The 22,931-nt window shown below is 72.9% G+C and carries 20 protein-coding genes; 6 read left to right on the top strand and 14 right to left on the bottom strand.

The window, feature by feature from the left end; translation table 11 throughout:
* Window positions 1–4 precede the first annotated feature (4 nt).
* Together ACTWPP_RS08020 and ACTWPP_RS08015 are read left to right on the top strand one after the other, a co-directional pair.
* The gene (locus tag ACTWPP_RS08020) at window positions 5–1,150 is read left to right on the top strand and encodes a CaiB/BaiF CoA transferase family protein (RefSeq protein ID WP_443103473.1); all 1,146 of its coding nucleotides are present in this window, start codon (window positions 5–7) and stop codon (window positions 1,148–1,150) included.
* A 453-nt stretch (window positions 1,151–1,603) separates the two neighbouring features.
* Window positions 1,604–1,843: a hypothetical protein gene (locus ACTWPP_RS08015; RefSeq protein ID WP_443103472.1), complete on the top strand. Its 240-nt coding sequence runs from the start codon at window positions 1,604–1,606 to the stop codon at window positions 1,841–1,843.
* Window positions 1,844–1,914: 71 nt separating this feature from the next.
* Here the strand turns inward: ACTWPP_RS08015 and ACTWPP_RS08010 are convergent, their stop codons facing one another.
* The 5 genes from ACTWPP_RS08010 to ACTWPP_RS07990 all read right to left on the bottom strand — a co-directional run bounded on the left by ACTWPP_RS08010 (window position 1,915) and on the right by ACTWPP_RS07990 (window position 6,118).
* Window positions 1,915–3,168: an aspartate aminotransferase family protein gene (locus tag ACTWPP_RS08010; RefSeq protein WP_443103471.1), complete on the bottom strand. Its 1,254-nt coding sequence runs from the start codon at window positions 3,166–3,168 to the stop codon at window positions 1,915–1,917.
* Between the two features lie 117 nt (window positions 3,169–3,285).
* Window positions 3,286–3,945 carry a GntR family transcriptional regulator gene (locus ACTWPP_RS08005; RefSeq protein WP_443103470.1) on the bottom strand — a complete coding sequence of 220 codons (660 nt, stop codon included), beginning with the start codon at window positions 3,943–3,945 and terminating at the stop codon, window positions 3,286–3,288.
* Between the two features lie 17 nt (window positions 3,946–3,962).
* A complete protein-coding gene (locus ACTWPP_RS08000; RefSeq protein ID WP_443103469.1) occupies window positions 3,963–4,748 on the bottom strand; it encodes a maleate cis-trans isomerase family protein in 786 nt (261 codons plus the stop codon).
* 109 nt (window positions 4,749–4,857) lie between these two features.
* Entirely contained in the window at window positions 4,858–5,619 is a 762-nt protein-coding gene (locus ACTWPP_RS07995) for a maleate cis-trans isomerase family protein (RefSeq protein ID WP_443103468.1), read from the bottom strand.
* Between the two features lie 16 nt (window positions 5,620–5,635).
* Window positions 5,636–6,118 carry a DUF3830 family protein gene (locus ACTWPP_RS07990; RefSeq protein ID WP_443103993.1) on the bottom strand — a complete coding sequence of 161 codons (483 nt, stop codon included), beginning with the start codon at window positions 6,116–6,118 and terminating at the stop codon, window positions 5,636–5,638.
* A gap of 267 nt (window positions 6,119–6,385) precedes the next feature.
* Here ACTWPP_RS07990 and ACTWPP_RS07985 point away from each other — a divergent pair, with 267 nt between their 5' ends.
* Window positions 6,386–7,390, top strand: coding sequence for a D-2-hydroxyacid dehydrogenase (locus ACTWPP_RS07985; protein ID WP_443103467.1), 1,005 nt, complete (start codon window positions 6,386–6,388; stop codon window positions 7,388–7,390).
* Between the two features lie 2 nt (window positions 7,391–7,392).
* Complete coding sequence (locus tag ACTWPP_RS07980; protein WP_443103466.1) at window positions 7,393–8,814, top strand: amidase; 1,422 nt, start codon at window positions 7,393–7,395, stop codon at window positions 8,812–8,814.
* On the opposite strand, the gene ACTWPP_RS07975 is transcribed toward ACTWPP_RS07980, so the two are convergent.
* On the bottom strand, window positions 8,801–9,814 hold the full coding sequence (locus tag ACTWPP_RS07975; RefSeq protein WP_443103465.1) for an alcohol dehydrogenase catalytic domain-containing protein: 1,014 nt from the start codon (window positions 9,812–9,814) through the stop codon (window positions 8,801–8,803). The genes ACTWPP_RS07980 and ACTWPP_RS07975 overlap by 14 nt on opposite strands.
* A 110-nt stretch (window positions 9,815–9,924) precedes the next feature.
* Between ACTWPP_RS07975 and ACTWPP_RS07970 the strand changes: the two genes are divergently transcribed.
* Window positions 9,925–10,614, top strand: coding sequence for a TetR/AcrR family transcriptional regulator (locus ACTWPP_RS07970; protein ID WP_443103464.1), 690 nt, complete (start codon window positions 9,925–9,927; stop codon window positions 10,612–10,614).
* A 7-nt stretch (window positions 10,615–10,621) separates the two neighbouring features.
* Here ACTWPP_RS07970 and ACTWPP_RS07965 read toward each other — a convergent pair whose 3' ends face one another.
* The 4 genes from ACTWPP_RS07965 to ACTWPP_RS07950 form a co-directional block, all read right to left on the bottom strand.
* Entirely contained in the window at window positions 10,622–11,287 is a 666-nt protein-coding gene (locus ACTWPP_RS07965; protein WP_443103463.1) for a DUF1707 SHOCT-like domain-containing protein, read from the bottom strand.
* 28 nt (window positions 11,288–11,315) lie between these two features.
* Window positions 11,316–13,598, bottom strand: a complete 2,283-nt coding sequence (locus ACTWPP_RS07960) for an FdhF/YdeP family oxidoreductase (RefSeq protein ID WP_443103462.1) — start codon at window positions 13,596–13,598, stop codon at window positions 11,316–11,318.
* A 125-nt stretch (window positions 13,599–13,723) separates the two neighbouring features.
* A complete protein-coding gene (locus tag ACTWPP_RS07955; protein ID WP_443103461.1) occupies window positions 13,724–14,809 on the bottom strand; it encodes a S1C family serine protease in 1,086 nt (361 codons plus the stop codon).
* 141 nt (window positions 14,810–14,950) lie between these two features.
* Window positions 14,951–15,931, bottom strand: a complete 981-nt coding sequence (locus ACTWPP_RS07950) for a phosphotriesterase family protein (RefSeq protein WP_443103460.1) — start codon at window positions 15,929–15,931, stop codon at window positions 14,951–14,953.
* Between the two features lie 134 nt (window positions 15,932–16,065).
* Here ACTWPP_RS07950 and ACTWPP_RS07945 point away from each other — a divergent pair, with 134 nt between their 5' ends.
* Window positions 16,066–16,710: a TetR/AcrR family transcriptional regulator gene (locus tag ACTWPP_RS07945; RefSeq protein ID WP_443103459.1), complete on the top strand. Its 645-nt coding sequence runs from the start codon at window positions 16,066–16,068 to the stop codon at window positions 16,708–16,710.
* Here the strand turns inward: ACTWPP_RS07945 and ACTWPP_RS07940 are convergent.
* From ACTWPP_RS07940 to ACTWPP_RS07925, 4 genes are all read right to left on the bottom strand, one after another.
* Complete coding sequence (locus ACTWPP_RS07940; RefSeq protein WP_443103458.1) at window positions 16,695–17,597, bottom strand: LLM class flavin-dependent oxidoreductase; 903 nt, start codon at window positions 17,595–17,597, stop codon at window positions 16,695–16,697. The genes ACTWPP_RS07945 and ACTWPP_RS07940 overlap by 16 nt on opposite strands.
* A 20-nt stretch (window positions 17,598–17,617) precedes the next feature.
* Complete coding sequence (locus ACTWPP_RS07935) at window positions 17,618–18,859, bottom strand: multidrug effflux MFS transporter (RefSeq protein ID WP_443103457.1); 1,242 nt, start codon at window positions 18,857–18,859, stop codon at window positions 17,618–17,620.
* Window positions 18,860–18,968: 109 nt separating this feature from the next.
* On the bottom strand, window positions 18,969–20,690 hold the full coding sequence (locus ACTWPP_RS07930; protein ID WP_443103456.1) for a TRAFAC clade GTPase domain-containing protein: 1,722 nt from the start codon (window positions 20,688–20,690) through the stop codon (window positions 18,969–18,971).
* A gap of 4 nt (window positions 20,691–20,694) precedes the next feature.
* Window positions 20,695–22,929 carry a GAP1-N2 domain-containing protein gene (locus tag ACTWPP_RS07925; protein WP_443103455.1) on the bottom strand — a complete coding sequence of 745 codons (2,235 nt, stop codon included), beginning with the start codon at window positions 22,927–22,929 and terminating at the stop codon, window positions 20,695–20,697.
* Window positions 22,930–22,931: the final 2 nt, after the last annotated feature.

Raw genomic sequence — 22,931 nt, 5'->3', positions numbered from 1 at the left:
GCACATGGGTCAGGGGCCGCTGTCCGGAGTACGGGTGATCGAGCTGGCCGGGATCGGACCGGGGCCGTTCGCCGCGATGCTGCTCGCCGACCTCGGCGCCGATGTGATCCGCGTCGACCGCGCCTCAGCGGTCAGGGCGGGCGAGGCGACCGGCGGCACCGACTTCAGCAACCGCGGCAAACGCTCGGTCGCGATCGACCTCAAGAGCGAGAAGGGCAGGGAGGTCGTCCTCCGGCTGGTCGAGAAGTCCGACGTCCTCCTCGAAGGGTTCCGGCCCGGCGTCACCGAGCGCCTCGGCCTCGGCCCGGACGACTGCCTCGCCCGCAACCCGGGACTCGTCTACGGCAGGATGACCGGCTGGGGCCAGGAGGGCCCCCTCGCCCACACCGCCGGCCACGACGTCGGCTACATCGCCATCACCGGCACTCTGCACGCCATCGGCCGCGCCGGCGGCCCGCCGCAGGTGCCGATGAACCTCCTCGGCGACTTCGCGGGCGGCAGCATGTACCTCGTCGTCGGCGTCCTGTCCGCCCTCCTGGAGTCCAGGACCAGCGGACGCGGCCAGGTCGTCGACACCGCCATCGTGGACGGCGCCGCGCACCTGTCAACCTTCATCCACGGCTTCCTCCGCGGCGGCCTGTGGGAGGACCGCCGCGGCGTCAACATGCTCGACACCGGCGCGCCCTGGTACGACGTCTACGAGACCTCCGACGGCCGCCACATGGCCGTCGGCGCGATCGAGCCCCAGTTCTACGCCGAGTTCCTCCGCCTCATCGGCCTTGAGGACGAGGACCTCCCCGGCCAGCACGACCGCTCCGGCTGGCCCGCCCTCCGCGACCGCTTCGCCGCCGTCTTCCGCACGAGGACCCGCGACGAATGGACGGAGGTCTTCGTCCCCAGCGACGCCTGCGTGGCCCCCGTCCTGTCCATGACCGAGGCCGCCGAACACCCCTACAACACGGCCCGCGACGTCTTCCCCGAACTGGCCGGCCACCCGCAGCCCGCCCCCGCCCCGCGCTTCTCCCGGACCGCCCCCGAGACCGACGGCGTCCCCGCCCTCCCCGGCGGCCAGACCCGCGCCGTCCTGGACGACCTCGGCTTCGACGACACCGAGACCCTCCTCAAGGAAGGCGCGGTGGCCCAGGCCTGAGCGGCCCCGCAGCGCTGGTCAAGCGATATGCGGCCTGATCCGATTGTGAGTCTTTTGACAATTCCGCTCCGGTAACCGGCGGTCGTCCCACAAGACCGGGCCGGAAGGCGGCCGTACGTTATGGGCACTCCACCCCGACCGGTACGGCGATGAGGGGCCGGACCCGCATATTCGGGTCCCGGTCTCTTTTCGGCGTGCCCGCACTAGGGAGATGCGCATGCGTTTCAGGCGGCTCCGCTCATTGGCGGTCATCGCGGCGGCGGCGAGACCGCGGTACTGGGCACGACCGGCATCACCGCATTCCCGTCCAACCACGGCACGAACGCGTCCGGGCTGGTCGAGCTGGGCCGCCTGCTCGGCATCACCCAGGCGATCGCCAAGGCCGCGCCCGCGGCGGGCCAGCAGATCGTCGGCTCGGACTTCCTGAAGAAGCTCAACGAGGGCGGCGACACCGTGCCCGGCCCCGAGTACATCGTGCTCGCCACCAGGTACGACGAGGTCGTCACGCCCTACACCTCGTCGTTCCTCAACGGCTCCAACGCGCACAACGTCCTGCTGCAGGACAAGTGCCCGAACGACACCAGCGCGCACGTCGGCATCAACTTCGACCCGGTGTTGATCAAGTTCGTGCTGCACTCGCTCGACATCTGGGGCCCGTACTGGCCCATCGACTGCGGCAACCCGCTCGGCTGACCTTCTCCGGACACGGCGGCGCCCGGTGGGCCCCCATTCGCCACCGGGCGCCGTTCCGCGTCCGGAGCGGCTCAGCCGACCGCGTCCGCGACGGCCTGCGACCAGAGGCCGAGGGCGTCGTCGATCTGCGACTCGGTGACGATCAGCGGAGGGATCATCCGGACGACGTTGCCGTACGCGCCGCAGGTCAGCAGCAGGAGCCCGCGTTCGGCCGCCGCCTTGTGGGCCCGCTGCGCGGCGTCAGCGTCGGGCTCGCCGCCGGGCGTGGTGAACTCGCTGGCCTGCATGAGCCCGAGCCCGCGCACGTCGCCGATCTCCGGGTGGTCGGCGGCGACCTTGCGGAGGCCGTCTTGCAGCCGCGCCCCCTGCCGGGCCGAGTTGCCGACGAGGTCCTCGTCCTGGATGACCCGCAGCGTGGCGAGGGCGGCGGCGCAGGCGACGGCGTTGCCGCCGTAGGTGCCGCCCTGCGAGCCGGGACGGGCCTTCTCCATCAGCTCGGCCGGCGCGGCGATCGCCGACAGCGGGAAGCCGCTGGCCAGGCCCTTGGCGGTGATGAGGACGTCGGGACGCGCGGCGGAGTGCTCGTGGCCCCAGAACCGGCCGGTCCGGCCGAACCCGGTCTGCACCTCGTCCATGATGAGCAGGATGCCGTGGCGGTCGGCGCGCTCGCGCAGCCCCTCCAGGAACCCGTCCGGGGCGGGGATGTAGCCGCCCTCGCCGAGGACGGGCTCGACGATGAACGCGGCCGTGTCGGACGCGGGGCTCGCGGTGATGAGCAGGTAGTCCAGCTCGCGCAGCGCGAACCGGGTGGCCTCCTCCTCGTCCCAGCCGTACCGGTACGCCTGCGGGAACGGCGCTATGGCGGCGCCCGGCATCAGCGGGCCGATCCCGGCGCGGAACTTCGTGCCCGCGGTGGTGAGCGCGGCGGCCCCCATCGTCCGGCCGTGGAACGAGCCGTGGAAGACGACGATGTTCTGCCGGCCGGTGGCGTGCCGGGCCAGCCGGATGGACGCCTCGACGGCCTCGCTGCCGCTGTTGAGGAAGAACAGCGAGTCCAGGGCGGGCGGCAGCACCTCGCCGAGCGCGTCGGTGAGCCGCAGCAGCGGCTCGTGCATCACCGTCGTGTACTGCCCGTGGATCAGCGTGCCGACCTGCCGCTGCGCCGCCTCGACCACGCGCGGGTGGCAGTGGCCGGTGCCCGTGACGCCGATGCCCGCGGTGAAGTCCAGGTGACGGCGGCCGTCGGTGTCGTACAGGTAGACGCCCTCGCCGCGCTCGGCAAGGACGGGGGTGGCCTGCTTGAGCAGGGGTGACAGCTTCGCCATGCGTCGTCCCTCCGGTGCCTTCGGTAGATTGTCGACAATCTGCAATGTAGGTGCCCCTCGGGCCGGTGTCCAGCGCCGGGGGCGGGCCGCCGTGATGGCCGCCTGGGACGGCCGCGGCTAGGAGACGCGGAGTCGGTCGATGGAGTCGGTCATGTGCTCCTCGATGAGGGTCAGCAGCCGCTCCTCCTCACCGTCGCCGATCGCGTCGACCAGCCGCGAGTGCTCCTCCACCAGCTCGGACGGCTCCGGGTAGGTGTCCTGCAGCGCGTTCAGGCACATGCGGGTCTCCACCAGCAGGGTGTGCGCCATCCGCTCCAGCCGCGGACTGCCGGACGAGCTGACCAGCACCTCGTGGAACGCCTGGTCGGCGTCGCTCATCGCGATCCGGTCGCGGTCGCTCGCGGCGTCGACGAGCGCCTCCAGGGCCTCGGTGAGCCGGGCGACCGCCTCACCGCGGTTCCGTTCCATGATCAGCTGGCAGGCCTCCCGCTCGATCGCGAGCCGGGCGAGGTAGACGTCCTCGACGTCCCCCTCGTCCAGCGTGATCACGAAGAGCCCGCGGTGCGGCTCGCTGACGAGCAGTCCCTCCTGGACGAGCCGCTGCATCGCCTCGCGCAGCGGGCCGCGGCTGATGCCCAGGCGGCCCGCCAGTTCGGCCTCGCCGAGCTGGACGCCGGGTTCCAGCGACCCGTACATGATCGCCGAGCGCAGCTCGTCCGAGACGATCTCGACGGTCGACTTGCGGGGGACAGGTTCCAGCTCACCCAATCGGCCCATGCCGCGGGCCCCTTTCCTCATAGCTGCCGGATATCTCCTTCGTGCTCGAAGACATCCGGCGGGACGGTGGCGGGCACGGCGAACAGCCGGCCCAGCCCGGTGCGCGGCGCGAGTCCCCCGGGACCGGCCGCGAGCCGCAGCCCCTCCCACACGCTCACCTGGTTGGCGGTCAGTACGGGCTTGCCGACCCGTGCCTCCAGCTTGTCGAGCCAGGACACGGTGTGCAGCGCGGTGTCGGGCACCAGCACCGCCTCGGCGTCCGGATGGTCGTTGGCCGCGACGAACGCGAGGACCTCCTCGCGGCCCAGGGTGCCGACCTCGGCGGCGGTGACGATGCCCCGGCAGGACAGCGCCACCACGTCGATGCCGGCGCGGCCGAGGAACGCGACGAACCTCTCGGCGACGTCGGCCGGGTAGGTCGCGGCGACCGCGACCCGGGTCACGCCGAGGGCGCGGGCGGCGTTCACGAACGCGAACGACGTGCTGGACGCGGGGACGCCCGCGGCTTCGCGGACGCCCGCGACCTGCTGTGCGGCGCCGTCCCAGCCGAACACGAAGCTCCCGCTGGTGCAGGCCCACACGGCCGCCTGGACGCCCATGCCGCGCAGTGCGCGGGCGCCGTCGCCCAGTACGTCGGCGCCGCCGATGTCCAGCAGGGCGTCGACCCTGTGGGCGTCCTCGCGCATCAGCGTGTGCACGACCGGAAGGCTCACCCCGCCGAGAGCGCGCTCGATGGCGGGGTAGTCGTCCTCAGCGCTGTAGCCGGGGTAGAGGAACCCGGCGCGCAACCCGTTCTGGTGCATGGAATCGTCAATCCTACCTTTGCGGATCATTGAGTTATTTTCATCCGCGCCTGTCCGCGGCGACCGGTACGGGCGGACCCCCACCGAGGATGAAAATCACTCACAGCGATCAGGCGGCCGTGGACGGGGCCATCTGTACGAGGGACTGCCCGGGACCGGCCGCGGAGCGGCCCATCGAGCGCAGTGCCGCGCACATCGTGACCTGGTTGGCGGTCAGGACCGGCTTGCCGATCATCTGTTCCAGCGGGGCGATGATGTCGTAGGTCGGCACGTTCGTGCAGCTGATGAAGACCGCCTCGGCCTCGGGGGCGTCGACCGTCGACACCGCCGACACGATCTCGCCGTAGCCGACCTTCCAGATGTGGCTGAGCAGCCCCATCCCGACCGACGACACCACCTCGATGCCGTATTCGCCGAGGAAGGACACCAGCCTTTCGGTGACGGCGTCTATGTAGGGCGTGACGACCGCGATCCGGCTGATGTTGAGCAGCCGCAGCGACTCGACCAGCGCGCCGGACGTCGTCGTCGACACGGGTGCGCCGGCCATCATCATCGACTGGTGCAGCCGCAGCTCGCCCGCTTTGCCTCCGATGAAGCTCCCCGACGCGCAGGCGTAGGCGACGGCGAGCGGCTCGGGGGCCAGCACGTCCCGCGTTGCCTGCCGGACGATCGACTGGTCCGACAGCGCGGACGCCATCTCGACGGTGACCGGCACCGGCACGTACGGCAGCCGCGTCATGAACAGGGACACGTCGTCGGGCGTCCACCGCCACAGCTCACGGTCAAGGGCGAAGTCGAAGGGCGCGACCACACCGATTCCGTGCTGGGCCAGCAGTTCGGGGCCGACGACCAGCGTTGGGTCGAACGTCATCTGCGCGCCCACCGCTCTAGGACTCAGCACGGTCGTAGACCAGGCGCTCACCGACGCCGCCGGAGCGCCATACGTCGTTGCAGGCCTCGGCCATCCGGTCGAGACCGTCGACGATCGTCGCGTACACGTTGCCGGGCACCCAGCCGACGTCCCCGTTGAGCAGCAGGTTGTTGCGGCCGTAGAAGATCGCCAGGTCGATGACGCCGGGCAGCGCGTGGATGCCCTTCTCCTCCTTGAAACGCCGGTCGAGCATGCCGCCGGCGAAGGAGAAGTAGACGACGTCGCCCGGGATCGGCGTGACGGTGGGGTTCTCGAGGCCGACCTCTTCCTCGGAGAACCTCTCGACCATCGTGTACACCTCGTTGCGCGCGTACTTGGCGTGGTACGCCTCGCCGCCGAGGGGCAGGGAGCGCCACACGGCTTCGCAAGTGAGCGGCGCGTCCTTTTCCAGCAGCTCCGCGACGCATGAGACGCCGCGACGCTCCAGAGTGATGGTCATGAGCTTGGGCATGCCGGACCTCCCCGTGAACAGGGGTGGGCGAGAGCGTCGCCACCCGAAGGACTCTTCCGTTAGAGCGCTCTGGGATCCGTCCTGGCCTTGCGTGGGCAGGTTGCGACGGTCTTGCAGCACACGAGATCTCAGTGCGGTGAGCGGGGCCGCGATGCACCGCGCTGATTGTTGACAATCCTACGAACCGATCCTAGCGTGTCAATGCCTCCCCGAGTTCCCTTCCCGTAAACTCCGGACTCCCTGAAAGTGGCGCCGATGGAGCATGTTCCGCCCGCACCCGGTGGACCGCCCGAAGTGGTGGTGCTGGTAGGGGACGTCCCGCCGCGCGGCATGGCGGACGTCGAGCGCCGCGCCCGCGTCCGTTACGTGCGCGAGCCCGAACTCGCGGAGGCCCTTCCCGCCGCCGACGTCCTGTTCATGTGGGACTTCCTCTCCGACGCCCTCGCCGGGGCGTGGCCGCGGACCGGCGGCCCTGACTGGGTGCACATCGCGAGCGCGGGCGTCGACCGGCTGCTGTTCCCCGGCCTGGTCGACAGCGACGCGGTCGTCACCAACTCGCGGGGCGTCTTCGACGAGCCCATCGCAGAATACGTCCTCGGGCTGGTGCTGACGTTCGCCAAGGACGTGCACACGACCGTCCGGCTGCAGGGCGAGCGGCGCTGGAGGCACCGCGAGACCGAGCGGATCACCGGCGCCCGCGCGCTGGTCGTCGGCACCGGGCCGATCGGCCGCGCGATCGCCCGCCATCTGTCCGCCGCGGGCCTGGCCGTGTCCGGCGCCGGCCGCACGGCCCGCGACGCCGACCCCGATTTCGGGCTCGTCCACCCGGTGGAGGGTCTGGACGAGGCGCTCGCGGGGGCCGACTACGTCGTGCTGGCGGCGCCGCTCACCCCGCAGACCCGCGGCATGATCGACGCCGCGGCGCTGGACCGGATGCGGCCGTCCGCACGGCTGATCAACGTGGGGCGCGGCCAGCTGGTGGCCGAGGCCGACCTGGTCGCGGCGCTGCGGGCGGGCCGTATCGCGGGCGCGGCGCTCGACGTCTTCGAGGACGAGCCGCTCCCGGCGTCTTCGCCTCTGTGGGACATGCCGAACGTCGTCGTCTCCCCGCACATGTCCGGCGACGTGATCGGCTGGCGGGACGAGCTGGTCCGCCTGTTCGCGGGCAACCTCGACCGCTACCTGTCCGGGCGCCCGCTGCACAACGTCGTTGACAAACGGCTCGGCTATGTCGGTTCACCTGTGACACAGAGGGGGTAGCAGTGACCGTGACCAAGACAGAGGCGACCGGGACCGACGCGGCCGACCTGACCGCGACCGAGATGCTGCAGGAGTACGAGGCCGGGACGCTCTCCCCGGTCGAGGCCGCCGAGGCGGTCCTGTCCCGGATCGAGCGGGACGATCCCGAGCTCAACGCCTTCTGCCTCGTCGACGAGGAGACCACGCTCGCCATGGCTCGCGAGGCGGCCGACCGGCGGCGGCGCGGTGCGGCGCTCGGCCCGCTGGACGGCGTGCCCGTCTCCATCAAGGACGTCCTGCTCACCCGCGGCTGGCCCACGCTGCGCGGCTCCACGACGATCGACCCCGCGGGCCCGTGGGACGAGGACGCCCCGTCCGTCGCGCGCCTCCGCGAGCAGGGCGCGGTGTTCGTCGGCAAGACGACCACGCCCGAGTTCGCGTGGAAGGGCGTGACCGACAACCCGCTCACCGGCGTCACCCGCAACCCGTGGGACGCGTCCCGCACACCGGGCGGGTCGAGCGGCGGCGCGGCGGCGGCGGTCGCGGCGGGCATGGCGCCGCTCGCCCTCGGCACCGACGGCGGCGGCTCGGTGCGCATCCCCGCCGCGTTCACCGGCATCTTCACCATCAAACCGACCTACGGCCGCATCCCGCACTACCCGGCGAGCCCGTTCGGGACGCTCGCGCACACCGGCCCGATGACGAACACGGTCGCGGACGCGGCGCTGCTCCTCGACGCGATCTGCGGCGCGGACGGCCGCGACTGGTCGTCGCTTCCGCCGCCGGATGTCCCGTTCACCGAGGGCGGCCTCGACGACCTGACCGGCCTGCGCGTCGCGTTCAGCCCGGACCTCGGGTTCGCGGAGGTCGATCCCGAGGTCGCGGCGTCCGTCGCGGCCGCCGCCGGGTTCTTCGCCGAGCTGGGCGCGAAGGTCGAGCAGGCCGACCCCGGTTTCGGCGACCCCGTCGAGGAGTTCGAGGTCCTGTGGTTCGCGGGGGCCGCGAAGGTCGTCGAGCACCTGCCGCCCGAGGCCCGCGCGCGGCTCGACCCGGGCCTTCAGGAGATCTGCGAGCAGGGCGACCGGTACTCGGCCAACGAGTACCTGACCGCCACGGCACGCCGCATGGAGCTGGGCCGCATCATGGGCCTGTTCCACGAGCGCTACGACCTGCTGCTCACCCCGACGATGCCGATCGCGGCGTTCGAGGCGGGGGTGGAGGTCCCGCCGGGTTGCCGGTCCCCGCGCTGGACGAGCTGGACCCCGTTCACCTACCCGTTCAACATGACCCAGCAGCCCGCCGCGAACCTGCCGTGCGGCTTCACCTCCGGCGGGCTGCCCATCGGCCTCCAGGTCGTCGGCGCCCGGCACGCCGACGCCCTGGTGATGGCCGCCTGCCACGCCTACGAGCGGGCGCGTCCCTGGAAGCGGCTCAGCCGAACGTGATGACGGTGCGGCCCCGGTGGACGCCCGCGTCCATCTCGGCGAGGACGCGCGGCGCGTCGTCCAGCGTGATGGGCACGACCTCGGGGACGATCCCGTGCGCCACCGCGAAGGCGAGGGTGTCGCGCAGGTCGTGCGGGGACCCGGACGGGTTTCCCATCACCCGCAGCCGGTCGGCGACGAGAGCGAGGGGCGGCACGTCCACGTTGGCGGCGTCGAAGCCGAGGTAGAGCAGGGTGCCGTCCGGGCGCAGGCCGCCGAAGGCGGCCAGCCCCGTGGCGGTGTCGGGCGCGGTGTTCATCACCACGTCCGCGCCGCCCCACTTCTGCAGCGCCTCGGCCGGGTCCTGTTCCTCGGTCGCCACGAACAGCTCGGCGCCGAAGCCCTTCGCCTCGTCCTCGGCGCGGCGCGACCGGGACACCACGGCGACCCGGGCGCCCATCGCGGCGGCGAACCGGACCGCGAGCGTCCCGACGCCGCCGGTGCCGAGCACCGCGACCTTCGACCCTGGGCCCGCGCCGGCACGCAGCAGCCCGTTGAACGCGGTGATCCCGGCGCACATCAGCGGCGCGCCCGCCACCGGGTCCAGTCCGTCCGGCAGCGGGGTGACGAACCCGGCGCGGCCCAGGAAGTACTCGGCGTAGCCGCCGTCGCGGTTGACGCCGGTGAAAGGCCTCGGCGCGCCGGTGCACAGGATCTGGTCGCCGCGCACGCACTGGTCGCAGTGGCCGCACGAGCCGTACAGCCACGCGGCGCCGACGGGCGTGCCGACCTCCGGCCGGCCGACACCCTCGCCGAGCGCGGCGACGACGCCGCTGATCTCGTGCCCGGGGACGGTCGGGAACGTCCCGAACGGATAGTGGCCTCGCAGGTGGTTGACCTCGGAGTAGCACATCCCGCACGCGGTGACCTCGACCAGGATCTCGCCGGGGCCCGGCTCGGGCACCTCTCGCTCGACGATCTCCAGCGGCTTGCCGGGTGCGGACAGAAGCGCGCTGCGCATGGCAGCCCTCCCTCTCGTACGTTGTCCATAGCATCGATATATCACTTAACATAGCGCCGCTACATCGACTTGCATAGCGATGCTCGGTAATTTTTTGTAACATCGATGTTGTGACTGCTCAGAAGGACCTCGACACCCGGGACCGGATCCTGCGGGCGGCCGTCAGGCTGCTCACCGAGGCCGACGGCGAGCCCGTCTCGACACGCGCCGTCTGCACCGCCGCCGGGGTCGGGGCGCCGACCCTCTACCACCACTTCGGCGACAAGCGCGGCCTGTTCGACGCCGTCGCCGCGTACGGGTTCGAGGAGTACCTGGCGAGCAAGCGCGCCCAGGGCGGCACCGGCGACCCGGTCGACGACCTGCGCCGCGGCTGGGACCTGCACATCGAGTACGGCCGGACGAACCCCGCGTTCTACACCCTGATGTACGGGACGTCCCGCACGCCGCCCGTCGCGGACGAGGCGCACGGCATCCTGCTCGGCCTCGTCGGGGCCGTCGCCCGCGCCGGGCGCCTGACCGTCCCCGTCGACACCGCCGCCCGGATGATCCACGCGGCCGGGGTCGGCGTCACCCTCGCGATCATCGCCGACGGGGACGACGGCGAGCTGTCCGTCCGGACGAGAGAGGCGGTCCTCGGCGCGATCACCGTCTCACCCGGCGGGCGGGAGAACGCGACGGCCTCCGCCGCCGCCCGCGCCGTCGCCCTGCGCGCCGCCCTGACCGCCGACCCGCCGCCGCGCCTGACCGCCTCGGAAGCGGCCCTGCTCAACGAATGGCTGGACCGGATCGCCGACGGCTAGTCCCCGCCTAGTCGTTGTCGGCCTGCTTCAGTTCCTTGTCGCGCTTCTTCTTCTGCCGGCTCGATTTGCGGCGCTTCACCCCGACACCGCCCCAGAACGCCAGGCCCTTGACGACCACCGTGGGCGCGCCGGGCACACCCGGGCCGCTCGCCCGCTGGTCGAACCCGCCCATGATCCCGAGCCCCTTGACATGCACGGTGATGTCGTCCGGCACGATGATCTCGAAGCCGCCCATGATGGCCAGCGCCCGGATCGTCGTCTCCCGCTCGTCGAACCGCGCCTCCCGCAGGTCGATCTTGCCGCCGCCCCAGAACGCGAACGCTCGGAACCTGCGGGGGACGTTCCACACGCCCGCCCGCCGGAACCCGCTCATGATCCCGACGCCGCTCTTCCAGGACGGCGCGCCCTCCAGCGGGCGCCAGTCCGGCGTCCCGGACGCCGGGGCGGCCGGCGGCGACGCGCCCGGCGCGGGCAGGTCCCGGGTGATCGGCTCCAGCTCCCCGTACGTCTTGGCCGCGTACACCGCGTCCAGCCGTTCGTCCAGCTCGGTCAGGGTCAGCCGCCCGTCGCCCGCCGCGTCGCGCAGCACCTGCGCGACCCGCTCGCGATCGGCGTCGCCGGCGCGCATCTCCGGCGTCGCGGGGGTTCCTGCGCGCTCGGGGAGGTTCGTCATGCACCGAGCCTAAACCAGGCGGACCGGGTCAGGGGCGTGCCGGTTCGAGGCGGACGACGACGGACTTGGAGGTCGGGGTGTTGCTCACCTCCGCGGTGCTGTCGAGGGGGACGAGGACGTTGGTCTCCGGGAAGTACGCCGCCGCGCAGCCCGGCGCGGTCGGGTAGGACACGGCGCGGAAGGACGGGGCGCGGCGTTCGACGCCGTCCGACCATTCGGAGACCAGGTCGACCATCGCGCCGTCGCCGAGCCCGAGAGCGGACAGGTCGGCCGGGTTGACGAACACGACGCGGCGTCCGGCCTTGATGCCGCGGTAGCGGTCGTCCAGCCCGTAGATGGTGGTGTTGTACTGGTCGTGGCTCCGGACGGTCTGCAGCAGCAGCCGTCCCTCCGGGACCCGCAGGACCTCCAGCTCGTTGACCGTCAGGTTGGCCTTGCCGGTCGCGGTCGGGAACCTGCGCTCGTCGCGCGGCGCGTGGGGGAGGGTGAAGCCGGCGGGCTCGCGGACGCGGGAGTTGTAGCCGGTGAAGCCCGGGACGACACGGGAGATGTGGTCGCGGATCACGTCGTAGTCGCGTTCCATCGCGTCCCAGTCGATGCCCGAGCCGGGGAGCGTCGCCTTCGCGAGCCGGCAGACGATCGACACCTCCGAAAGCAGGTGGGCGGACGCGGGCGCGAGGCGGCCCCGGGAGGCGTGCACCATGCCCATCGAGTCCTCGACGGAGACGAACTGCGGCCCGGACTCCCGCTCGTCGCGCTCGGTGCGGCCGAGCGCCGGCAGGATCAGCGCCAGCTCGCCGACCTCGGCGTGCGAGCGGTTGAGCTTGGTGGACACCTGCGCGGTCAGCCGGCAGCGGCGGAGAGCCCGTTCGGTGACGGCCGAGTCGGGGGTGGCGCGGACGAAGTTGCCGCCCATCCCGAGGAACACCTTCGCGCGGCCGTCGCGCATGGCGCGGATCGCGTCCACGGTGTCCACGCCGTGCTCGCGCGGCGGCTCGAACCCGAACTCGGCGGCGAGCGCGTCCAGGAACTCGGGCTTCGGCTTCTCCCAGATGCCCATCGTCCGGTCGCCCTGCACGTTGGAGTGGCCGCGCACCGGGCAGACGCCCGCGCCGGGGCGGCCGATGTTGCCGCGCAGCAGCAGGAAGTTGACGATCTCGCGGATCGTCGGCACCGAGTTGCGGTGCTGGGTGAGGCCCATCGCCCAGCAGACGATGATCCGCCCGGCGCCGAGGACGTCGCCGAGCGCGGCGGAGATCTCGCTCCGGGTCAGCCCGGTCGCCTCCAGCACGTCGTCCCAGTCCAGGCCGAGGGCGTGCTCCTCGAACGCGTCGAAACCGTGCGTGTGCGCGTCGAGGAACGCGCGGTCGACGGCGTCCGGTGCGTCCGACTCCAGCAGGGATCGGTTGAGCGCCTGGAACAGGGCGAGGTCGCCGTTCAGGCGGATCTGCAGGAACCGGTCGGCGAGCATCGTGCCCTGCCCGGTCACCCCGGACGGACGCTGCGGGTTCTTGAACCGCATCAGCCCCGCCTCGGGCAGCGGGTTGACGGCGATGATCCGGGCGCCCTCCTTCTTGGCCCGTTCCAGCGCCGACAGCATCCGGGGATGGTTCGTCCCCGGGTTCTGGCCGACGACGAAGATCAGATCGGCCTGGTGGAGGTCGTCCAGCAGCACCGAGCCCTTGCCGACGCCGATCGTCTCGCTCAGCGCCGACCCGGACGACTCGTGGCACATGTTGCTGCAGTCCGGCAGGTTGTTCGTGCCGAACGAGCGGACGAACAGCTGGTAGGCGAACGCGGCCTCGTTGCTGGTCCGGCCCGAGGTGTAGAAGACGGCCTCGTCCGGCGACTCCAGCGCGTTCAGCTCGGACGCGAGCAGCCCGAACGCCTCGTCCCACGACACCGGCTCGTAGTGCTCGGACCCGGCGCGTTTCAGCATCGGCTCGGTCAGCCGCCCCTGCTGCCCGAGCCAGTGGTCCGAGCGTTCCGCGAGGTCGGCGACGGTGTGCCGCGCGAAGAACTCCCGCGTGACCCGCCGCGTCGTCGCCTCCTCGGCGACGGCCTTCGCGCCGTTCTCGCAGAACTCGGCCATGTGCCGGTGGTCGCCCTCCGGCCACGCGCACCCCGGGCAGTCGAAACCCTTCTTCTGATTGACGCGCAGCAGCGTCAGCGCGGTCCGCCGCACCCCCATCTGCCCGTACGACTGGCGCAGCGCGGCCGTGACACCGGGCACGCCCGCGGCCCATGTCTTCGGTCTCGAAATCTCAAGGCCCGCGTCGTCGAAGTCATCGGAGGGCGCCTTGCGGCTCATCGCATACACATCCTCGTGGTCGCCTGGGTTCCTCCCACTGTCGCATGGGGGCGCGATCGGTAACCCCACCGAATCCGCATGATGGCAATGCAAGTCACGCCGATGGGTTCACGTCGCACGGGGCGCTACTGGGGCGGGCCTTCCGTCAGGCGGACGGTGCCGGACACGTGGGCGCCCTGGGCGGTGGTCCATTGCATCTGGACGACGTCGCCGGGGTGGTGGGCCATCATCAGCGTGGTGAGGGCGGTGGGGGAGTCGACGGCACGGCCGTCGAAGGTGACGATGGCGGCGCCGACGGGGACGCCCGCGGTGTCGGCGGGGGTCCCGGGGACGACCTCGGCGACGAGGGCGCCCGGTGAGTTGGCGTTGGAGCGGACCTTGACGCCGAGCAGGGCGGTCGGGCCGATGTGCACGGTGGTGGACGCCTCGCCGCGCTGGATCTGCCGGGCGATGTCCAGGGCCCGGTCGGCCGGGATGGCGTACCCTCGGTGGTTCCTCTTCTCCTCCGCGTCCGCCGAGAGACCGGCGGACGCGGCGGTGTTGATGCCGATGACCTTGCCCGCGGTGTTCAGCAGCGGGCCGCCCGAGTCGCCGGGCTTGATCGGCGCGTTCGTCTCGATCAGGCCGGTGAGTCGCTCGGTGGTGCCGTTGCTGTCGTCGCGGGCGGTGACGGACTGCTCCAGGGCGGTGACCTTGCCGGTGACGACCCGGGGCTTGCCGCCCTTGCCGCCCGCGTTTCCGACGGCGGTGACCGGGTCGCCGACGTTCACGCCGGACGCGGAGGCGAACACGGCGGCCTTGAGGCGGGAGGCGCCCTTCAGCCGGATCACCGCGATGTCGCCGGCGCGGTCGTAGCCGACGACCTGCGCCGTGTAGGTGCGGCGGTTGTCGGTGTCGGTGCCCATGATCTCGGTGGCGCCCCGGATCACGTGGTTGTTGGTCAGCACGAGGCCGGACGGGTCGAGCACGATGCCGGTCCCGGCGGCGCGGGTGCCGTTCAGGTCCTGCTCGGTCTTGATGTTGACGACGCCGGGCCTCCGGCCGCTGGGCTTGGCCGGCTCGGACGTGGGCGACGCCGTGACGGGCGGCGGGACGTCCCGGGTGGCGCCGCCCTCCACGATCCGGCAGCCGGGGGCGAGCAGGGACAGCAGCGTGATCAGGAGTACCGGGATCACGGTACGGGCGCCGCGGCGCACGGTGTCCTCGCTCACCTCGCTGCCTCCTCGTCGTTCCTCCCATGATTCCCGATTTCCGGGGATTAGTCGTAAATCAAGGTGAGTCATGACCAGGTGGTCGCACCAGGAGGCCGGGAGGGGGCGGTGCGGGACGGGCGCCGTCCCGCACCCGGGCCCTCAACGCGTGAAGTAGCGCTTGGGGTTCTCCACCAGCATCTGGCCGATCTGCGCGTCGGTGACGCCCGCGTCGCGGAGGGCGGGCAGGACGTCGTCGCTGATGTGCCGGTAGTGCCAGTTCGGCTGCATCGCCGGGACCGTCGCCGGGTCGGGGCCGAACCAGTCGATGAAGCAGCTCGCGTCGTGGCTGAGCACGACCCGGTCGGCGTAGCCGCGCTCGCACAGCGACGCGATCGTGGCCACCCGGTTCTCGGTCGGGTTGATGATGTCGAGGCCGAAGCGGTCCATCCCGAGGATCGCGCCGGTGTCGGCCAGTTCCATCAGGTAGTCGAGGTCGTTGCTGTCGCCGGCGTGCCCGATGACCACCTTGGACAGGTCCACGCCCTCCTTGCCGAGCAGGTCGGCGACCCTCCGCCCGGTGTGGTTCGAGCTCTCGGTGTGCACGGTGACCGGCGCGCCCGTCGCACGGTGCGCGGCGGCGACGGCCCGCAGGATGCGCTCGACGGCGGGCGTGAAGCCGGGGGCGTCCACGGCGCACTTGAGGAACGCGGCCTTGACGCCCGTGCCGGCGATGCCCTCGGTGAGGTCGCGGGTGAAGTCGGCGATCATCGGGTCGGGGCCCTCGTCGAGTATCGTTCCGGGCCCCCGGTGCATGAACTGGAACGGGATGTCGTGGTAGGTGTAGATGCCCGTGGCGACGATGATGTTGAGGCCGGGTACCTGCTCGTTGATCCGCTGGATCCGCGGGATGTAGCGGCCGAGCCCCCACACGGTCGGGTCGGCGATCGTGGTGATGCCGCGCTCGGCCAGCTCGCGGAGCTTGGCCACCGCGTCGGCGACCTTCTCCTCCTCGTCCCACCAGTCGCCCGCGCCGTAGTTCTGGACGTTCTCGGCGCTGAGGACGAAGACGTGCTCGTGCATGAGCGTGCGTCCCAGGCCGGTGACGTCGACGGGGCCGCGGACGGTCTCTACTGCGGGCATCGGCTCTCCCTCTGTAGGGCAGCGGGTTGCATACCGACCGGTCGGTTTTCTGGCAAGCTATGGCGAGGTGCGCACCGGAGTCAATGCCCGGCCACATGCCCGTACCATGCTCCGCATCAATGGGAGGTGCCCAGGTGACAGAGACCGAACCCACGCTCGCCCCAGGGCCGCCGGTGCCCGCGTCGGCGGCGCCCGTGCGGGCGAGCGCGGTCGAGCGGCGGATCCTGGACGCGGCGCTCACGCTGTTCGCCGAACGCGGCTTCGACGGGACGTCCGTGCAGGGCATCGTGGAGGCCGCGGCGGTCACCAAGGGCGCCCTCTACCACTACTTCGACTCCAAGGACGATCTCCTCTACGAGATCTACCACTCGCTGATCGCCCGGCAGCTCGCCGACCTCGGCGAGGTGCTGGCGCGCGGGCTGCCGCCGCGCGAGGCCGTCCGCGCCGTGCTGGCCGGGCTGATCCGCAGCACGGCCGAGCACATCGACGAGGCGAAGGTGTTCTCCCGCGAGATGCACCGCCTGGACAGCGCCCGGATGCGCTCGGTGCGCGCCGACCGCCGCCGCTACCACGTGACGTTCCGCGGCCTCATCGAGCAGGGGCAGCGGGACGGGGTCTTCAGCGACGCGACGCCCGCCGAGACCGTCACGATCGTCGCGCTCGGCATGGTCAACCAGATGCCGTCCTGGTACCGGGCGGACGGCCCGAAGACGGCCGGGCGGCTCGCCGACGAGGTCGCCGGCTTCGTCCTGGACGCCCTGGATCAGCGGCGCGTCTGAAGGCGCAGCGCCGCGTCACGGACGTCGGCGAGTTCGGCGTCCCAGTCGTCCGGTGGTGCGAGCGGCGCCAGCACGAACTTCGACAGGCCCGCCTCGACGAGCCGTTTGAGGTGCGCCTCCAGGCCGTCCAGGTCGGGGACGACGTCGTCCAGGGGAGCGGGCCCGCTGATCCGCCGGACCCGGGCGAACCGCGCCTCCGCCTCCGCGGACAGCGGCCCGCGCCGGTACGGGACGACGGCGCCGAAGTGCTCCTCCTCGATCTCGCGTCCCGCGCCCGCCGCCGCCTCCTGGACGATCAGCCGGCCGCGCTCGCCCTCGGCCGGGGTGGTGAACGCGGCGAGCCACCCGTCCGACAGCCGCCCGGTGCGGCGCAGCTCCGGCTCCGACGTCCCGCCCATCCACACGTCGAACCCGCGCGCCGCCGGCTTCGGCAGGACGCGCAGCGCCTCGTAGCGGTAGCGCGGGCCGTCGTGGGTGACCTCGTCCTCGGCCCAGAACCGGCGCAGCAGCGGCAGCGCCTCCTCGAAGATCTCCGCGCGTTCCTCGCGCCGCACCCCGAACGCCTGCTGCTCGCCGGCGTGGCGCTGCCCGAGCCCGAACGCGGGAAGCAGCCGCCCGCCCGAGAGCACGTCCAGCGAGGCCATTTCCTTGGCGAGGACGGCGGGGGAGCGCCCCGGGAGGGTCATCACCGCGGTGCCGAACTTGATCCGCGACGTCAGCGCCGCCGCGTAGGTGAGCGTGACGACGGGGTCCAGGGCGGGCCCGGTGACCCGTTCTGAGACCCACAGGGAGTCGAATCCCTCGCGTTCGAGGCCGAGCGTAAGAGCGGTCAGCGCGTCACGGGTGAGGGTGGACGCGGCCGGGGCCATGCCGATGCGAACGATCACACCGCCGACGGTACGCGGAGTCAGTTCTTTGACGCAACCTTCGGCGTGCGGGTGATGGTGGCGGTGGCGACGGCCGCGAGCACCGCCAGCACGGCGATGGACACCGCCATCGGGACGGCCGTGTCCGGCCCGGCGATCCCCGCCAGGGGCGCCGCCGCCCCGCCCAGCGAGAACTGCGCGACGCCCAGCAGCGCCGACGCGCTTCCCGCCACCCGGGACGCGCGGCCCGACAGCGCCAGCGCCGTCGTGTTCGGCAGGACGAGCCCCTGCCCGGCGGTGACCAGGAACAGCGCCGGGAGCACCCCGTACAGGCCCGCGCCGGTGAGGACGGCGACGAGCAGGCCCACCCCGCCCGCCACCACGATGCCGAGCCCGACGCCCAGGAGCCGCCGCAGCCGCACCCGCCCGGCGAGCCGGCCGCCGATCTGCGCGGCGATCACGAGCCCGAGGGCGTTGACGCCGAACGCGATGCCGAACGCCTGCGGCGACAGGCCGTAGACGTCCTGCAGCACGAACGGCGACCCCGAGACGTAGGTGAACATCGCGGCGAACGCCAGGCCGATCGTCAGCGCGTACCCGGCGAACGTCCGGTCGCCCGCGAGCGCCCGGAACGTTCCCAGCGTGGCGCGCAGCCCGCCCGTCGCACGCCGCTCCGGCGGCAGCGTCTCCCGCAGCCAGAGCAGCGAGGCGAAGAACAGCGCCACGCCGATCCCCGCGAGGACGGCGAACAGGCCGGGCCACGGCATGACCTGCAGCAACTGCCCGCCGAGGACGGGCGCGAGGATCGGAGCCAGCCCGGTCACCAGCATCAGCATCGAGAAGAACCTGGCGGCGGCGACGCCTTCGTAGAGGTCGCGGACGATCGCGCGCGCGATCACGATCCCGGCGGCCCCGGCGAAGCCCTGCACCAGCCGCAGCGCGATGAGCGTCTCCACGGTCGGCGCGGCGACGCACAGCAGCGACGCGGCGGCGTAGGCGGCGACCCCCACCAGCAGCGGCCGGCGGCGTCCGAACGTGTCGCTGAGCGGCCCCGCGACCGCCTGGCCCACGGCCAGGCCGACGACGCACGCGGTCAGCGTGAGCTGCGCCTGCACCGCGCCGGTCGACAGGTCGGACGTCAGCGTGGGAAGCGCCGGAAGGTACATGTCGATCGACAGCGGCGCCACGGCCGTCAGCGTCCCGAGCATGACGACCAGCCAGAGCCGCCGGTCCGGCGCACGGCCGTCCGATGTTCCGGCGGCCGTGGGGGCCGTCTGCGTCATGGTCGCCTCTCCGTCGGAAGAGAGCCGGGGGGTGGAAGGCTCTGAGTGGGTTCAATCGGATGACGGTCCGTTATCTTCCACGTCAGGAAGTGGGGTCGGTCACATCGCCTCAGAACGGGAATCGTTCGGCGGCGGCGACGACCGCGCCGGTCACCGTGGCGACGGTGAGGACCGACAGGCCCGACAGCACCGCCCAGCGCCCGACCTGATAGCCGACGGGGACGCGGCTCGGACCGCGGCCGCGCACCGGCCACGGGGCGCGCAGCGGGGCCGTCCCGGGAAGCTCCTGGGCGTCGGCGGCCGGCCCGCCCCCGCCGGCCGGCGTGCCGGCGGGCGCCAGCCCCGTCACCCAGCCGAGCAGGTCGGCGACGTCCGCCGGCTCGGTGGCCAGGCCGGACGCGAAGTACCGCACCTGGCCCGCGACCTGGTCGAGGGTCCGGACGGTGTTGCCGAGGCCGACATTCCCGAGCCATTCGCGCAGGCCGGCCTCGGTGTCCAGGCAGCGGCCGATCTCCGTGCGGGCCAGCAGGTCGGTCTTGGTGACGATGACGGCGACGCGCTTCTGATGTCCCTGATCGGGACGGGAGCGCAACTCGTTCAGCACGCGCTGCAACGTGTCGGCGGGGTCCTCCTCCGACGACGCGGCGGACCGGTCGACGAACTCCCGCTCGTCTCCGGTCAGGGATCCGCGCAGCTGGGGGAGGGCGAACGGGTCCACGACGAACAGCAGCGCCTCGCTGTGGTCCAGGTAGCGCAGCGACTCGACCTCCGTGGCGCCCGTGTAGTGCTCGCCCGCCGGGTCGAACAGGTAGAGGATGCGCCGTGCCCGTCCCGGCAGCTCCACGTCCACCATGGTCGCCAGCGGCAGCTCCGGCCCGGTCTTGGCGAGCCGCCCGCCGCGCTGGAACTCGCGTATCGCGCCCGCGTACGCCTGCGCGTGCCGCTGCTCGACGAACGCGAGCCGTCCGTGGACGGCGCGGACCCGTGCGTGCAGGGCGCGGATGCCGAGAACCATGAACGTGGTCTTGCCGGCGGCCGGGCCGCCGACGAACGGCAGCGGCTCCACGCGGACCCGTCCGATCCGCTCGGGCAGACGCCCGCCGCAATGCGGGCAGTACGCGGCCAGCCGGAACCGTCCGAGCGGGACGGTCGTGGGCAGCCGCGCCCCGCAGCGGCACACGTGACGGAACGCGCCGCCCGACCCCGGGGCGAGGTGCGTGTGCCGTGCCCCGCATCCTGGGCATTCGTACTCGGGCAGGCCGATCCGCTCGTAACAGAACGGGTGCGGGCACGTCTGCAGGATCCGCCCGTACATCATGAAGACGCGTTCCACCGCCGCCAGGACGAGCACGCACATCAGCCACACGGCGAGCCCGGCCGCCGCGACCACCCCGTACAGGACGGTGAGCGCGAGCACGAACACCCCGGCCGGGACGGCGGCGGCCACGATCCCCGCGCACAGCGCCAGCCAGACGGGGAAGACGAAGAACCCCCAGAACCCGCCGAGCAGCAGCCGGGTCAGGCGGACGATGATGTTCCTTGCCGTCCGGTACACCTGCGGGACGACCGTGCGGCTGATCGTCCACCAGTCGCGCCACACCTGGCCCAGCAGGTAGTGCCGGTAGGCGATCTTCGGTTCGGCGACCGGCGAGGGTCCTTCCAGGGTGGACGGCGCGAGCGTCCGGCACGCGTGCAGGTAGTACAGGCCCAGCGCGGCGGCTCCGGCGACGATGAGCGTCGCGGCGAACAGCACGGGGAACACGTACATGAACCCGAGCCACATGGCCGCGCCCCACACGGCGATCAGCAGCAGCACGAGGACGGGATGCACCGGCTCACCTCCCCTCGCCGTCGTCGAGGAGGTCGCGGAGCGCGGTCCGCAACCGCGGGCTGCGCGCCAGGTGGGCGTCGAGCTGCTTGGCCGCGAGCCACCGGGCCGCCGCCGCCCGCACCCACGTCTCCAAGGCGGGTTCGGTGACGCCGCGCGCCTTCAGCCGCAGGACGACCTCGACCAGCTCGTTGCGCTGCTCGACCTCGCCGCCGCGCAGCCGGGCGCGCCCGGTGCGGGCACGTCCCGGCAGCTCGGCGGTCCAGCGCGCGCCGAGCCGGGCGCGGGCGGCCGGGGACAGGGCGGCGAGCAGCTCCGCCCGGAACGCCGGCGGACGCCGGCACAGCCGCCGCGCGGCGCCGATGAACGCCTCTCCCGCGAGCTGCGGCGTGGCGCCGTCCGCGGCCGCGATGTCGTCCAGTGCGCGCGCCGCGCGGGCCGGCCCGGCGGTGATCGCCTTCCCGTACGCCTGGACGAGGGCCGCGTCGCGTCCCGCGCGTCCGCCGGGCATGACCTCGCGGACCCTTGCGGCGAGCCGCAGCGCCGCCGGTTCGGTGAGGCCGTCGCCGCCGGGGAACGCGAGCCGCGTGAGCGTCCGGGACGGCAGCCCCGCCAGCGCGGGCCGGCCGGCCATCGCGTCGCCGTGCGCGTCCAGGAGGTCGGCGCATTCACCGGCGGACGGAGGCTCGGCCCAGACTTCGCGCAGCGCCGCGTCGGTGCCGCCTTCGGCGTCGCCGTCCAGCCGCAGCAGCTCGCCGGTGACCGGGATCCTGCGTCCCGGATGGCGGCGCCCGACGGACGCCAGCACCGACGACGCGATCGACGGCACGGCGCGCAGCCGTCCGGCGTGCGCGTAGAGCAGGTCGCAGTTGCCGGGCGTGAGCGCCGCCGCCCGCTCCTGGTCACCGGCCTCGCCGAGCCCGGTGATCACTCCGTCCAGCAGGGCGTCCCGCGATCCCGCCGGGCATCCGTCGAGCGCCGCGCCGAGCTCACCGTCGCCGCGCCGTGCGCACCGCGCCGCCGAGGCGGTGACCTCCGCGGGATCGACCGGCACGCCCGCCCGCTCGGCGACCCCCGCGGCCGCCGCGACCTCGGCCAGCCCGGACGCCTCGGCCAGCGCGCCCGAGACCCGTTCGGTGACGCGGCGCGAGCACTGCCGGGCGACCTCCGCCGCTCCCGCCGCCCGTGCCCGCTCGTGCAGCGCGAGCGCCAGATCCAGGCCCATGGACGGGACCCCGGGAACGAGGTCGCGCCACACCCACTCGGGGATCCCGGACCCGCGCCGCGACAGCAGCTCCGCCGCCGCGCCCTCCTCCGCCGCCGTGACGGTCGCGTCCCCCCGGCAGAGCGCCAGCAGCGCGGCGGCCGCCTCCTGCGCGGGATCGTTCAGCGGCGCCAGCTCCCCGAGGGCGTCGAGGCCGGCGAAGTCCGGGTCGCGCCAGCACCCGGCGACGGTCCGCGCGAACCGGCTCGCCTCCCCGACGGGGACGCCCTTGCGGAGGTCGAACGCGGAGGCGTGCGAGGCGTGGTGCTGCGCGGCGGCCCAGATCGCCGGGGTCGTGCCGACGAGGCGCTGGGCCGCGCCGTCCGGGTCGGCGGTGTAGGTGACGAACGACAGGCGGGCCGCCGCCGTCACCGGCAGCGAGTACGACACGACCGCGATCCAGCGGGCGATCAGCTCGACGTCGTCGGCGACGAGGACGACACGTCCGTGACCTCGGCCGAGGACGCCCGCGACGGCGTCCACCAGACGGCCGAGCAGCGCGTACGGGTCGTCGGGGCCCGAGACGGCGAGCCACGCGGCGAGCGCCTCGGGATCGAGCGCCGCGCCGGGGGTCAGCTCGTCCAGGGAATCCAGGACGGCCTCCGGCGCCGGACGGTGCGTCCAGTGCGGGGCGTGCCAGAGTTCGGCGGGACGCAGGCCCTCCAGCTCGTCCGGCTCGGCCACCACGGCGTGCGCGAAGAAGTTGCCGTAGCGGCCCGAGTAGTCGCGGCCGAGGTAGCTGCAGCGCAGCAGCAGCGGACGGCCGTCCACCCTGTCGTACAGCAGCGACACCGGGAACAGGCCCAGCTCGGCGTCGTCGGGCGACGGCGGCGCGTCGGGCGGCGGACGGTACGACAGGTACGGCGTCACGCCCGCCCGGACCCCGTCGGGCAGCCCCGGCGTCTCCGCGACGAACTGGAACCCGGCCCGGCCGGTGGGGCCGCGCCGCGCGGAGGTGTAGTGGAGCTGCCAGGCCACGG

This window comes from Actinomadura sp. 3N407 (assembly GCF_052245875.1).
In the GTDB taxonomy this organism is placed as follows: domain Bacteria; phylum Actinomycetota; class Actinomycetes; order Streptosporangiales; family Streptosporangiaceae; genus Spirillospora.
This window is presented reverse-complemented; position numbering and strand designations above follow the sequence as displayed.

What these genes read in the sequence shown, in the direction of transcription:
- ACTWPP_RS07985 (WP_443103467.1), top strand. Translation starts at nt 6,386, where the DNA reads ATGGAGCATGTTCCGCCCGCACCCGGTGGACCGCCCGAAGTGGTGGTG.
- ACTWPP_RS07960 (WP_443103462.1), bottom strand. Translation starts at nt 13,598, where the DNA reads ATGAGCCGCAAGGCGCCCTCCGATGACTTCGACGACGCGGGCCTTGAG.
- ACTWPP_RS07935 (WP_443103457.1), bottom strand. Translation starts at nt 18,859, where the DNA reads ATGACGCAGACGGCCCCCACGGCCGCCGGAACATCGGACGGCCGTGCG.
- ACTWPP_RS07975 (WP_443103465.1), bottom strand. Translation starts at nt 9,814, where the DNA reads ATGCGCAGCGCGCTTCTGTCCGCACCCGGCAAGCCGCTGGAGATCGTC.
- ACTWPP_RS07965 (WP_443103463.1), bottom strand. Translation starts at nt 11,287, where the DNA reads ATGACGAACCTCCCCGAGCGCGCAGGAACCCCCGCGACGCCGGAGATG.
- ACTWPP_RS07995 (WP_443103468.1), bottom strand. Translation starts at nt 5,619, where the DNA reads ATGACGTTCGACCCAACGCTGGTCGTCGGCCCCGAACTGCTGGCCCAG.
- ACTWPP_RS08010 (WP_443103471.1), bottom strand. Translation starts at nt 3,168, where the DNA reads ATGGCGAAGCTGTCACCCCTGCTCAAGCAGGCCACCCCCGTCCTTGCC.
- ACTWPP_RS08020 (WP_443103473.1), top strand. Translation starts at nt 5, where the DNA reads ATGGGTCAGGGGCCGCTGTCCGGAGTACGGGTGATCGAGCTGGCCGGG.
- ACTWPP_RS07990 (WP_443103993.1), bottom strand. Translation starts at nt 6,118, where the DNA reads ATGACCATCACTCTGGAGCGTCGCGGCGTCTCATGCGTCGCGGAGCTG.
- ACTWPP_RS08005 (WP_443103470.1), bottom strand. Translation starts at nt 3,945, where the DNA reads ATGGGCCGATTGGGTGAGCTGGAACCTGTCCCCCGCAAGTCGACCGTC.
- ACTWPP_RS07950 (WP_443103460.1), bottom strand. Translation starts at nt 15,931, where the DNA reads ATGCCCGCAGTAGAGACCGTCCGCGGCCCCGTCGACGTCACCGGCCTG.
- ACTWPP_RS08000 (WP_443103469.1), bottom strand. Translation starts at nt 4,748, where the DNA reads ATGCACCAGAACGGGTTGCGCGCCGGGTTCCTCTACCCCGGCTACAGC.